The organism is Actinoplanes sp. NPDC026670, from assembly GCF_040638175.1.
Lineage (GTDB): Bacteria > Actinomycetota > Actinomycetes > Mycobacteriales > Micromonosporaceae > Actinoplanes.
In genome coordinates, this window is record NZ_JBEZXU010000014.1 from 48,648 (window position 1) to 61,252 (window position 12,605).

9 protein-coding genes are annotated in these 12,605 nt (G+C 73.1%); 6 read left to right on the forward strand and 3 right to left on the reverse strand.

Features of this window, described 5'->3' with window-relative positions:
* Positions 1-293: 293 nt before the first annotated feature.
* The 5 genes from AB0E94_RS15855 to AB0E94_RS15875 all read left to right on the forward strand — a co-directional run bounded on the left by AB0E94_RS15855 (position 294) and on the right by AB0E94_RS15875 (position 7,543).
* Positions 294-1,382, forward strand: coding sequence for a calcium-binding protein (locus AB0E94_RS15855; RefSeq protein ID WP_360326705.1), 1,089 nt, complete (start codon positions 294-296; stop codon positions 1,380-1,382).
* 120 nt (positions 1,383-1,502) lie between these two features.
* The gene (locus AB0E94_RS15860) at positions 1,503-4,346 is read left to right on the forward strand and encodes an AAA family ATPase (protein WP_360326706.1); all 2,844 of its coding nucleotides are present in this window, start codon (positions 1,503-1,505) and stop codon (positions 4,344-4,346) included.
* A gap of 98 nt (positions 4,347-4,444) precedes the next feature.
* Positions 4,445-4,828: a hypothetical protein gene (locus AB0E94_RS15865; protein WP_360326708.1), complete on the forward strand. Its 384-nt coding sequence runs from the start codon at positions 4,445-4,447 to the stop codon at positions 4,826-4,828.
* A gap of 53 nt (positions 4,829-4,881) precedes the next feature.
* Positions 4,882-5,958: a calcium-binding protein gene (locus tag AB0E94_RS15870; RefSeq protein ID WP_360326710.1), complete on the forward strand. Its 1,077-nt coding sequence runs from the start codon at positions 4,882-4,884 to the stop codon at positions 5,956-5,958.
* Between the two features lie 184 nt (positions 5,959-6,142).
* Positions 6,143-7,543: a serine/threonine-protein kinase gene (locus tag AB0E94_RS15875; RefSeq protein WP_360326885.1), complete on the forward strand. Its 1,401-nt coding sequence runs from the start codon at positions 6,143-6,145 to the stop codon at positions 7,541-7,543.
* A gap of 7 nt (positions 7,544-7,550) precedes the next feature.
* Here AB0E94_RS15875 and AB0E94_RS15880 read toward each other — a convergent pair whose 3' ends face one another.
* A complete protein-coding gene (locus AB0E94_RS15880) occupies positions 7,551-9,110 on the reverse strand; it encodes a hypothetical protein (RefSeq protein ID WP_360326711.1) in 1,560 nt (519 codons plus the stop codon).
* A gap of 2 nt (positions 9,111-9,112) precedes the next feature.
* Entirely contained in the window at positions 9,113-10,189 is a 1,077-nt protein-coding gene (locus AB0E94_RS15885; protein ID WP_360326712.1) for a hypothetical protein, read from the reverse strand.
* A 138-nt stretch (positions 10,190-10,327) separates the two neighbouring features.
* Between AB0E94_RS15885 and AB0E94_RS15890 the strand changes: the two genes are divergently transcribed.
* On the forward strand, positions 10,328-11,503 hold the full coding sequence (locus tag AB0E94_RS15890) for a BTAD domain-containing putative transcriptional regulator (protein ID WP_360326714.1): 1,176 nt from the start codon (positions 10,328-10,330) through the stop codon (positions 11,501-11,503).
* A 42-nt stretch (positions 11,504-11,545) separates the two neighbouring features.
* On the opposite strand, the gene AB0E94_RS15895 is transcribed toward AB0E94_RS15890, so the two are convergent.
* Positions 11,546-12,568, reverse strand: coding sequence for a hypothetical protein (locus AB0E94_RS15895; protein WP_360326716.1), 1,023 nt, complete (start codon positions 12,566-12,568; stop codon positions 11,546-11,548).
* Between the last annotated feature and the right edge of the window lie 37 nt (positions 12,569-12,605).

Sequence of the window (12,605 nt, forward strand, 5' to 3'; positions counted from 1 at the left end):
GTGATCCCGCGCGCCCTCCGTGATCCATCCCGGATCGGGGACCGGCGTGCGTGTCTGTTCGTACTACCTACTTCTGCCCATGGTCCACGGGCGCCGCGGGACGGCATGCTTGCCGCGGTCCGGCCGGGGGAAGCATGCCGGACCGTCGGGGATTCGGTTCCTGGGGGGCATGGGGACGGTCCTTGCGGCGCACTCGCGCCGATGCCGACGTCGATGTGCGGCTGGGGGTAGCACGCACATCGACGTCGGCCGGTGGACCGCCGTCGTGCGACCCCGACAATTCGAGGAGAAGCATGACCACAGTGCGCAAGACCGCCGCCGGGGCGCTCGCGGTGGCGGTGGGAACCGCTGCGGCCCTGGTCACGGCCACGCCCGCCAGGGCAGCCGGCACGTCGTGGGCCTATGTCGACGGCAACCGGCTGACCGTCGAGGCCGCCTACGGCGTCGTGAACAACTACTACGTGCGCAGCGGCACGGGCGTCTTCCACTTCTACGACAGCGACGGCGCCATCCTGCTGGACCCGGCCCGGACCGGCGGCTGCGTGCCGGCGACGTCCAGCATGATCACCTGCCCGCTCTCGGTGCTCGTCCTGTCCGTCGACGCCCGCGACGGCGACGACTACGTCCAGAACGACACCGACCGGCGGCTCAACGTGCACGGCGGCGACGGCAACGACCGGATCCTCGGCGGCGGCAGCTACGACGGGATCCACGGCGACGCGGGCGACGATCACCTCGAGGGTCGCGGCGGCCACGACGTCGTGTACGGCGGCGCCGGCAACGACCGGACCTGGGGCGGCGACGGCGCCGACATCATGGACGGCGGGCCCGGCGTCGACGAGGCCCACGGCGAGGACGGCAACGACACGCTGGAGAGCGCCGACGGCAACGACCGGCTGCTCGGCAGTTTCGGCAACGACACCATCCAGGACAGCCGTTTCGTCGACGCGGGCTGGGGCGACGACACCGTCAACATCCGTCACCAGGGCACCGGCGACATCTGGGGCGACGACGGATACGACACGCTCAACTACACCGCCTGGACCATCCCGGTCTACGTCTCGCTGGACGGCAACTCGAACGACGGCTCCGAGGCGGCCGCGTGCGACGACTGGATCGGCTGCCCGGTGCCCTCCGCCCAGCACAACGTGCACGGCGACTTCGAACGGGTGATCGGCAGCCCGAACGGCGACCGGATCTCCGGCAACGGCGAGCCCGACGAGATCTACGGCGGGGGCGGCAACGACAAGCTGTACGGCAACGGCGGCGACGATCTGCTCGACGCCCAGGCCGGCACCTCGCAGACACTGAACGGCGGCACCGGCACCGACACCTGCCGCGGTTCCGGCACGCTCAGCAAGAGCGGCTGCGACGTGCTCTGAGCGCCAGGTGGAGCGGCCGGGGCGCCGCGCGGCGCGGGACCGTACCGAACCGGCTTTCACGGTGATCGATAGGATCGCCCGGCGCATCGGGGGGCTGATGCGCTAGCCGGGAGGATACGAGTGGCAGACTCGCTGGTCGGGCGGCAGGCGGAGCTGGCGGTCCTGCACGCCGCGCTGGACCGGAGCACGACCGGCCCGGTAGTGGTCGCGATCAGCGGGGATCCCGGCATCGGAAAGACCCGGCTGCTCGGCGAACTCGGTGCGGACGGAAGCCGCCGTGGCCGCCTGGTGCTCGCCGGCCGGGCGGCCGAGTTCGAGCGGGAGGTGCCGTTCGGCACCGTCAAGAACGCCCTCGCCGACCACGTCGCCAGGTGGTCGGCGGCCCTCGACGACGCCGACGTCCGGCTGCTGGGGACGGTCTTCCCCGGGCTGGCCGTGCCCGACGACACTGCCGGGCCGCCGCTGCTCGCCGGGGAACGGTACCGGGTGCACCGGGCGGTCCGGGCGCTGCTGGAGGCCATGGCGAGCGACAGCGGGCTCGTGCTGATCCTCGACGACCTGCACTGGAGCGACGAAGGTTCGCTGGAGTTGCTCGATCACCTGCTACGGCATCCACCCCGGGGCGGCGTGCTGGTGGCCCTGGCGTACCGGCCGCGGCAGGTCGAGGCACGGCTCGGCCAGGCGGTGGCGGCGGCCGTGCAGCGCGGGCTCGCCACCGTCGTCGCGGTGGGCCCGCTCAGCCGGACCGAAGCCGGCGCGCTGCTGCCGGCCGGGCTGAGCCCGTCCCGGCTCCGGCAGCTCTACGAGGCCAGCGCGGGCAACCCGTTCCACCTGGAGCTGCTCGCCCGCGGTCCCGACCACGGGGAGGCTGCCCTGCCGGCCGCCCTCGCCGGCGAGTTCACCGGCCTCGACCGCCTGCACCGGCGGATCCTGTACGCGGCGGCGGTGGCCGGCGACGACGTCGACGCCGGCCTGCTGGCGGCCGTGGCCGACCTGCCCCTCTCCGACGTGCTGCCCGCGCTGGACGGCCTGACCGACCGGGACCTGATCCGGCCGTACGGGACCGGTGGCGCGTTCCGGTTCCGGCATCCGCTGTTGCGCAGCGCCGCATACCAGCAGGCCGGCGCGGGCTGGCGGCTGGCAGCGCACGCACGCGCAGCGCAGGAACTGGCACGGCGCGGCGCACCCGTCGCCGACCGGGCGGCGCACATCCAAGCCTCCGCGCCGGTGGGCGACCTGGCCGCGGTGCGCCTGCTGCAGGCGGCGGCGATGGACGTCATGCGGATCACCCCCGCCGCGGCAGCGCATTGGCTGCAGGCCGCGCTGCGGTTGCTGCCGGGGGAGCCCGGCGCCGTCGACACCCGGCTCGAACTGCTCAACCTGCGGGCCCAGGCGCTCGGGATCACCGGCCGGCTGGCGGAGAGCCGCGAAATGCTCGGCCAGATCCTCTCGCTGCTGCCACCCGGCACCGAACCCCGGGTCGCCGTGGTGAGTTTCCTGGCCATGGTGCAGCACCTGCTCGGCGAACACGGCGAGGCCCGCGCGCTCGTACTGCGCGAGACGCAGCAGTGGCCCGACCACGGGAGCGCCGCTGCCGCGGGCGCGCTGCGGGTCGCCCAGGCGCTGACCACGCTGATGTCCGGGCCGGCCGAGGACACCGCGGTCGAGGCTGCGATCAGCACCGCCCGGGAGACCGGCAGCCGGGCCCTGCTCGCGGCCGCCCTGGGCGTCGGAGTGGTGGCGAGCCAGGCGTTCGGCAGGCCCGGAAGCCAGGCCCATGCCTGGCTGGACGAGGCGGTGGAACTGATCGACGCGATGCCCGACCACGAGGTGGCCCAGCGGCTCGACACCGCGCTGTTCCTCGGGTGGGGCGAGCTCTACCTGGAACGCTACCCGGCCGCGCTGCGCCACCTGCAGCGCACGTTGCACATCGCGCGGGCGACCGGCCAGAGCCATCTGATCGGTTCCCTGCAGACGATCGAAGCGGTGGCGCACTGCGCCACCGGCGACCTTCCCCGCGCGCTGTCGGTGCTCGACGACGCCATGGAGTCGGTCGTGCTCACCGGAGGACGGGACGCGCATCCCCGGGTGCTCGGCTACCAGTGCTGGGCCCGGGTCTGGACCGGTGACGTCGACGAAGCGCTGGCCCTGGGTGAGCAGGCGGTGGCGCTGGCACGCGGCCGCAGCGTGCAGGACTGGCAGTCGGCGGTGGCGGAAGGAATGCTGGGCTGGGCCCGCTACGCCGCCGGCGACCCGGACGGCTGCTCCGAGGTGATGCTGGAGGCGGGCCAGGGACCCGATCTGCCCGCCGTCCGGCCGCTCTGGCAGCCGCGGTGGTTCGAGGTGCTGACCGCTGCGGCGGCCGCCGCCGGTGACCGCCGGCGGGCCGCCGACCTGGCAGCCCGCGCGGCCCGCCTGCCGGCCGTCGCCGGCCGTCCCCGGCGGGCCGGCATGATCGCGATGGCGCAGGTCCACGCCGGACTGCACGCCGACCCGCATGCGGCGGCCGGGCATGCGGTGCGTGCGGCGGCGCTCTTCACCCGGGCCGGTGACCGGCTCGGCACGGCGCAGGCGCTCTTCTACTCCGCTGTCGCGTACCGCGAGATCGGCGACCCCGGCGAGGCCGCGCGGGCCGTGGCGGAAGCCCGGATCAAGCTCGCCGGCTGCGGCGCCCGGCCGCACTGGCTGGCCCGGGCAACCGGCATCGCGCTGGACGACGAGGCGCCGGCCCGGCGCGACGATCCGGCGAAGACATACGGGATCACCGTCCGGGAAAGCGACGTGCTGGCGCTGCTGGCGGAATCGCTGACCGCCGCCGCCATCGCACGCCGGCTCGGGATCAGCGCCGGCACCGTCCACAAGCATCTCGCGGCGTTGTACCGCAAGCTGGGCACCGGCGACCGGCTCGCCACCGTGCTGCGGGCACGGGCACTCGGCCTGGTGGCCGCCGACGGCGAGGACTGAACACGCCGGTATACCCAGTTCTAGGAATACCGGCGCGGAAATCGACCGGGAAGGCTGGTCGGCGGATCTCCACCACGATCACCGACGTTAGGACGATCATGCGCTTCTCCCATGCGGCCGGGCTGGCCGCGGCTTTCGGGCTGGCTACCGGAGCTCTCCTCGCCGTGCCCGCGGCCGCGGCCGCGACGCCGGTGTGCACCCTCACCATCGGCGCGGCGTACCCGCCCTACCAGGACTACTACCTGTTGCACGTCGGCTGCACGGTGGGCAACGTGGTCAGTTTCTCGGTGCACGGCTCCGACCTGTGGGACGACGACTGGCTCTTCACCCAGCGTGACGGCTACGAGATCATCGTCGACGGGGGCAAGCTCAACGAGGACCCCGGCGCCGGGGACGAGATCTACGCCAAGGCGACGGTCCGGCTACCTGGTGGCAGCACGCTCAACGTGGGGACCAACAAGGTCCACGGCCGGTGGGGCTGATGCAAGCGTCTCGCCGGCTTCGGGACGCCGGGCGCGATATCCATTCGTCATCGTTGCTCTCGTCCGCAGTCCAGGCAGCGGTCGCGCTGGCGCTGGTGCCGGCCGGCATCGGCGCCGTTCCCGAACGGGCCTCGGCGGCCGTTGCGGCCGGCCGGGCGCACGTCAGCAGCAACATCCTGTGGGTGGTTGCCGGCGCCGGCGTCGCCAACCGGATGTCGATGGTCGTGGAGACCGGGGGCCAGGTGTACCTGGAGGACAACGCCGCCGAGATCAGGCTGGATCCGGACCGGGCCGGCGGCTGCCGCCAGCGCGACGCGTGGTCGGTCGTCTGCCCGGCGACGATCGACATGGTGGACATCAACCTCTTCGACCGGAACGACTACTTCGGCAACTACACGACCATCCACAACAACGTGTACGGCGGGGCCGGTGACGACGAGCTGTGGGGCTGGGTCGGCACGGACTACTTCTCCGGCGGCGACGGCGACGACGAGCTGTACGGCCTGTCCGCAGAGGATCGCCTCTACGGAGGCGCGGGCGCCGACCTCCTCGAGGGGCATCGTGGCGCCGACGCCCTCTTCGGCGGCGATGGCGACGACATCCTGCGCGGCAACGAGGAGGACGACGAACTGTACGGCGACAGCGGCAACAACGACGTGTACGGCGGCCGGGGCAACGACCTGTTGTTCACCAGCGGCAGCGACCAGGCCTGGGGCGACGAAGGTGACGACCTGCTGGTCCACTTCAGGCACAACAACACCTCCGACTACCACGGCGGGGCCGGGTCCGACACCATCGCCTACGACCACGCCGACGCCACCATCGGATTCAACGTCGCGCTCAACGATGTCGCCGACGACGGTCCGCGCTGGGACCTCTACATCCCGCACAACGTGCACTCCGACATCGAGCATGTGACCGGCTCGGGCTACGACGACTGGATCATCGGCTCCGACCTGGCGAACACGGTGACGGGTGGTGCGGGCAACGACATCATCGAGGGCCGGGGCGGCGACGACATCCTCGACGCGCAGCAGGGTGCCGCCCAGCGGGTCTCGGGCGGCGCGGGGTCGGACCGGTGCGCCGGCGACGGCCTCATCCCGGACGCCACCTGCGAACGCGTCGGCTGACACGCTTCGTCCGTGCCCTCGGAAACCCCACGGTGCAGTGGCCGCGGTGGATGCTTCGCTCCCTGTTGAGCCGCTCGGTTAGGGTTAGCCGGTCGAGTCTGTCCGTCGCGTCGGGAGCGGGAGGTGCGCGGCCATAACCGGGACAGGGCTACCCCAGGTCGGGGAGGAGTTCGGCGACTACCGGATCGACGCCGAGATCGGCCGCGGCGGCATGGGTGTGGTGTATCGCGCCTGGCAGTCCCGGATGAATCGGCCGGTCGCGCTGAAGGTTCTGCCGCAGGGCGTGGCACAGGATCCGGCCTACCGGGGCCGGTTCGGCCGCGAGGCCGCCGCGCTGGCCCAGCTGGACTCCCCGCACGTGACCCAGATCTACGATCACGGCGAGATCCACGGCAACCTGTATCTGGCCATGCAACTGGTGCAGGGGCCGGACCTCGGCCGGCTGGTCGCCGGCGGCCCGATGCTGCCGCGGCGTGCCCTGCGAATCACCGGCCAGGTGGCCGCCGCGCTCGGCGACGGGCACGCGGCCGGGGTCGTGCACCGGGACGTCAAGCCCAGCAACGTGTTGTGCCGGCCCCGGTCTCCGCACGACGAGGAGGACTTCGTCTACCTGTGCGACTTCGGCATCGCCCGGAGCCTCAGCGAGCCCGCGGGGCAGGCCACCGCGACCGGCGACGTGGTGGGCACCGTCGCTTTTCTGGCGCCGGAGAGGTTCGAGGGGCGGCCGGCCACTCCGGCATCCGATGTGTACTCGCTCGGATGCATGCTGTGGACGCTCCTGACCGGAACTCCGCCGTTCCGCGGCACCCAGATTCAAGTGATCATGGGACACGCCGGGGGTCCGATCCCGCAGCTCGCCGGCGACGATCCACGTACCGGCGAACTCAACCGGCTTCTGGCCGGCCTGCTGGCGAAGGAGGCCGAGCAGCGGCCGACCGTCGCCGAGGCCCGTCGGCAGATCCGGCAGATCCTGGCGATGCCCGCGACGGAAGCGATCGCGGCCCCCGCCACGAATCCGGCCGGGGCAGCCGGGGAGGCCGGGGCGGGCCGGCCGGTCGGCCGTCGCCGGGTTCTAATTGTCGGCGGCCTGGCCACGGCTGTGCTGCTCGGCGGTGGAGCGTGGTTCTACCTGGACGAACGCGGTCCCTCGCCGGTGGATCGGCTGACGGCCGCAACACCCGCCGGTCTTACCTGCCGGAACATCGGGCTGGAGACGGCCGACCGGCAGGCCGGCGCGCAGGCCGGTCAGGCCTGTGAGCTCGCCGACGACTCCGTCGGGGCGCTGCGGCTGACGGCGCTCAGCGGGCCGGGGGCGGTGGCCGGTTACCTCCGTCATCTCGGCGGTCCGGACCCCTCCGCGCTGCCGAGCGGCGCCTGCCCGGACAACCTGCCGGCCCAGGAGCCGTGGTCGAGTGGAGGCCGCTCGGGCACGCTCTACTGCTTCGTGACGGGCGAGAACCTGCGGTACGCCTGGACCGTCGGCGACGACGTGGTGGCCGTGCTCGACGGCGACCCCGACCGCGCCTACCCCGCCGACGTGAACGGTGTCCGGCGCATCTTCGACGCGTTGAGCTATCCCGGCTGACCCGGGGTCAGTCCACCATCGTCCGGGTCCACCACGCCTTGAGCTGGGTGGGGCTCATGGTCGGATGCCGGTACACGGCAAGGGCGAGGGTCGGCTGCCGGGGACCGGAGCCGCTCGGGTCGCGGTAGGTCAGCTCCGAGTACAGGATCGACTGGTTCGACGTGCTCTCCCGGTAGTAGGTGAACGTACCGCCCTTGTGGTTGGTGCTGATGTTCCAGGCCTCGGTGTGGTGCGAACCCCGGACCGCGTTCGCCGAGGACGCGATGTCCTTGCGGTAGAGGGCGAACGAGTCCTCGTCCTCGACCAGGACATACCATGCGACGACCCCCTCCCGGAACGTGCAGGTGACCTGTTCGGCGGCCCGCTGGAACGGCCCGCCCGGCTCGGCCCGGCACTGCATCCCCGGTTCGTTCAGGTCGTTCTGCGCGAGGTCGGCCAGCACACCGGAGCGGAACTCCGGGGCGTCCAGGTCCGGCCGGGTCAGGGCGCCGAACCGCCGGCCGTCGTAGAAGTCCACCAGATCGGGCAGCGAAAGCCGCCCGACGGTGGCGCCGGTTCCCTCGGTCTCCTCCGAACCGATGGCGTTGGTCACGACGGCGCTCTGCGGGCGGGGCAGGACGGAGTCCCAGTAGACGGTGGCCTCGCCGGTGCGGTCCTCGTGCATCGAGAACGCCGCGTCCTGATCCAGGACCTGGCCGAAACGGACCCACTCGATCGTGCTGTCCACGGTTTCGGCCCGGGCCTGCCGGAGCCGGGCCGCGGAGCCGTACTGGACCAGCACCAGCGTGCGGTCGGCGAATTCGCAGCGCACCCGCTCGACCTCGTCGACCTCCGGTGTCAACGGGACGCAGTCGCGGGCGCCCGCCAGCAGCTCCGCCCCCAGCGCGCGGTATCGCTGCGCCACCTCGGACAACGCGAACCGGTCCACGACCGGGGCCGGCTCCTGCGGGCTGTCGCGGTTGACCGCGAGACCGCCGATCACCGCCGCCGCGGCGGCGGCGGCCACACACCCGGCCACCAGCGCCGCGAACAGCCGGTTTCTGGCGGTCCGCCGATATGCCGGAGGCCCGGACAGCGTCACCGGCAGCTCCGGCGCCACCGGACGGGACACCCCGGTGGCGTCGTCCCACGACAGGACGGCATGAGCCGGCGCCACGGCTGCTGCCGCAGGTGACCCGGTGGGCAGAACGGGATCCTGGGTCGCATCAACGTCGGGTCCGGTCTCCACCATCGTGGCCGGGGCGAGGCGCGGGGAGCCGCGGAGGGCGGTGACGAAGGCATCGACGGCCCGCCGCACCGTCACATCGGAGAGCCCACCGGCGGCGACCACCCGGACCGTCGCCTGGGCCACGGTGGTCTCCTCCGCCGTGCCCGCGGCGGATCGCAGGCGTGGGACCAGGCCACTGGCGGACACCGTCACGAGAAGTTCCGTCTCGTCGGGCGCCAGCCGGGGGACGCCGGCGGCGCCCAGCGCCGCCCGCAGCGCCACCGGATCGATCAGGGTGGCGCTGCCGTGGCCGGCCGCCACACGGGTGAGTGCGGTGGACATCGGGTCAGGTGCGTCCATGATCATCGCTGCGGGTCGGCCCAGAACTCGCGCAACTCGGTCCGGTCGGCCGTCGGCGAGGTGAACAGGCCGGAACACAGGGTGGATTCCTGGTCGAAGTACAGGGTCGGCGTGCTCGTGGCGCTGCTGTGGAACCGCACCCGCAGACCCTCGGCGCGGGCACTGACACCCATCGGGATGCCGTACTTGGTCCCGGCCCGCTCGTTCAGGAACCGCCACCACAGCTGCCGTACGGTGCCGTTCTTCGCGGTGACCTCACCGCCGATCAGGCCGTCCCGGGCCTTGCTCAGCGTCTCCGGCCCCAGGTACTTGTAGAAGATGCCCACCACTCCGTGGTCGCCGAAATTGCACGCCACGGCCTCCTGGACGCCCAGTGGGGTCGCCGCTGTGCGGCACTGCACTCCGCCCGATTTCACGTAGATCTCGGCCAGCCGCCGCAGTTCGGGCGCCCGGAAGACCTCGAGCGGGTCCGTCGCGGTCTCGGGGGCTTGCGAGGTGCTCGGTGTCGGATCCGCTGCCGGCAAGGCCGGGGCCGTGGTCGACGGCGCTGCGGACGGGCTCGGCGTCGCCGCGGCGTCGGTGCCGGTGTCCGCGGCCGTGCCGAGCTGGGTCCAGGTCAGGGCGGCGACGGCTGCCACCGCCACGACAGCGCCGGCCGCGAGGACCGGAACGGCACGTCCGCGCGTACGGCGAGCCGGCGGCTCACCCGCACCGGGCGGCGGCGGTGACGCGGACGAGACGGCCTCCTGGTCAGCCATGTGCCGTGGCAGCAGGCCGCCCGCGCAGCCGAGCTGGGTGACCGCCCACCGGGCCACCTCCGCGGGCATCCCGGAGCCGGCTCCCGAGGCCAGAGCCACCGCTTCGGCGAGGGCCGCCGGGACCGGGGCCCCGGCCTCCAGCTCGGTCCGTAGCCGGCCCGGCGCACCCGACGCGACCGCCGCCGTCAGCAGGCCGATCTGGTCTTCCGGCAACGGGTCCGGCAGTCCTCGCAGTGCCGCTGCCAGGGCCAGCGGGTCGGCCAGAGCCGCCGGTCCGAAGCGTTCCACTACTGTGTCGAGGACAGCCAACACTGTCGTCATCGCAAACCTCCATGGAGAATATCCAGGTGCCGGGTGGAGACTGTCCACCCCGGACTGACGGGCACCATTTCAGCCCGTGCCACTTAAGCGGCGCTTTAGTGGCCGGCACGGGCCGGGGGATGGGAGGCGGGCGGGCCGGTGAGCAGCCTCGATGTCGGCCTGCTCGGGCCGGTGGTGCTGACGGTGGACGGCGAGCCCGTCGTCCTGGCCGGGGCCCGGCAGCGCGCGCTGCTGGCGACCCTGACCGCCGCCGCCGGCACCGCGGTGCCGGCCGACCGGCTGTCCGAGGCGGTGTGGTCCGACACCGACCAGCCCGCTGCCCGCAGCACCCTGCACGTGCACGTACACCAGGTGCGGCGGGCCCTCGGCGGGCAGGCCGCCGCGTTGCTGTACGGCCCGGCCGGTTACCGGCTGGAGGCCGCCAGCGACGTGCAGGCCATGGAGGACGGACTGCGCCGCGCCCGGGCCGCCGACCGGGCCGGTGACGCCGGGGCCGCCGCGGCCGGGTACCGGTCCGCGCTGGCCCGATGGCGTGGCGAGTTCTGCGCCGATCTGCCGGACCATGAGTACTTCCACGCGGCCCGCGCGGTCTACGAGACGGTCCGGCTGGACGCGCTGGAGGCTGCGCTGGCCGCCGAGCTCCGGCTGGGGATGCCGGGACTGGTGCCCGAGCTGGAGGAGCTGGTGCTGCGCCATCCGCTGCGCGAACGGTTGTGGGGGCACCTGATGGTGGCGCTGTACCGGGACGGCCGGCAGGCCGACGCGCTGGCGACGTTCCGCCGGGCCCGCCAGGTCCTCTCGACCGAGCTGGGCCTGGACCCGGGGACCGCCCTGCGCGAGCTGGAGCAGGCGATCCTGGGGCAGGCCGCCACCTCGCAGCTGCTGCGGGTGGTCGCCCCTCAGCCGGCCGGCGCGGGCCGCCCGGTACTGACCTGGCTGGACGCCTCCGGTGGGGTCCGCCGCCGGGAGCTGCCCGGAGCCGGCGAGCTGGTGATCGGCCGCGCCGAGGCCGCCGACGTGTCCCTGTCCGGGGACGTCGCGGTGTCCCGGCGACACGCCGCCCTCCGGGTGACCGGCGGCGACGTCGTCGTCGCCGACCTGGGCTCACGCAACGGCACCTTTCTGAACGGCGCCAGGCTGGGCCCGTCCGACACCGTCCGGGTCCGGTCGGGCGACCTGTTGCGCTGCGGCGACACGGTGCTCGCGTTCACCACCCCGGCACAGAAGGCGGCGGTGACGAGCGATGAGGTGCTCCTGCCGACCCGGACCGGCGCCGGGGCATCCGTCGCCCACCTGGCCCTCGGCGACGAGTGAGCGGACGCTGCGCCGGCCGGGGACGCCGGCGGCGGGCCCGGCTCAGTCGACCGGAACGGATCTGGGCAGGCGGGGCATCTCACCGTCCCAGCCGTCGACGAGGTCGGGCAGGACGGAGCTCAGCATGGCGAGCTGCTCGACCGCGTCGAGAGCCCAGCCGTCCGGGTCCGGGGTGACGCCGTCGAGCGCCACCATGACCAGGATGTCGCGGCCCTGGAACTCGACCGACAGCAGGTCCGCCTGGAGCATGGCGGTCACCAGGTCGGTGGTCAGAAGCTGCTGGGCCAGCTCCGGGAATTGGGTGTCGCACCAGACGGTCACGGCGCCGTCGTCGCCTTCGGCCAGGGTGATCCGTACCGGCGGCACGGCGACGTCGAGGTGTACGGCGCAGATCGTGACCCGGTGCCGGTTCCAGGCCCGGAAGATCGTGTTGGGCATCGTGATCCAGGCGTCGGCGATGGTGAACGGGTGGCCCTCCCATCTGCCGGACATCACCGCGAACGGATGCCGCAGGGCCGGCGCCGACAGGTTGTTCAGAACCCCGGCCATCGTCACCGGCCGGGCCCGGGGATCGATCAGCGTCCAGCGGGCCCGCAGCTCCTCCAGTTCGCCACGGAACGACACGCCGGGCTCGTCCTCGACGGACTCCCGGCGCCGTGCGGCCACCCGGTACTCCTCGCGTATCCGCAGGATCGCCGGCACACCGTGGTAGGCGGCGATGAGCAGCAGGACGCCGAGGACCGCGCCCGGCCACGAGATCCACGGGGCGGCCCAGAACAGCAGCATCGTGGCGGCGATCCCGAGGAAGAGCGGGGTCTGCCCCTGCAACGGGGTTCCGCTCGTCCGGTGCCGGCCGGTCCAGACCGGGCCCGCGGGAGTGTCCTCACGGTTGGCGGCCACCGCGGCGCCCAGGTTGAGGACCGTCACCACCAGCGCCGCCATCGCCGTGTTCAGGCAGGCCCGGGCCCAGTCGCCGCCGGTGTTGTCGATGGTGGTGAACAGGGTGCCGCCGAGCACGATCCACCACACCAGAACCAGGAAACCCCACCCGCTGAACGCCACCATGGCCCGACTCCCTCCTCGGAGCCGTCATCCAAGCAGG

Coding starts and splice junctions, on each gene's coding strand:
- AB0E94_RS15865 (WP_360326708.1), top strand. CDS start 4,445: ATGCGCTTCTCCCATGCGGCCGGGCTGGCCGCGGCTTTCGGGCTGGCT.
- AB0E94_RS15895 (WP_360326716.1), bottom strand. CDS start 12,568: ATGGTGGCGTTCAGCGGGTGGGGTTTCCTGGTTCTGGTGTGGTGGATC.
- AB0E94_RS15855 (WP_360326705.1), top strand. CDS start 294: ATGACCACAGTGCGCAAGACCGCCGCCGGGGCGCTCGCGGTGGCGGTG.
- AB0E94_RS15885 (WP_360326712.1), bottom strand. CDS start 10,189: ATGACGACAGTGTTGGCTGTCCTCGACACAGTAGTGGAACGCTTCGGA.
- AB0E94_RS15880 (WP_360326711.1), bottom strand. CDS start 9,110: ATGGACGCACCTGACCCGATGTCCACCGCACTCACCCGTGTGGCGGCC.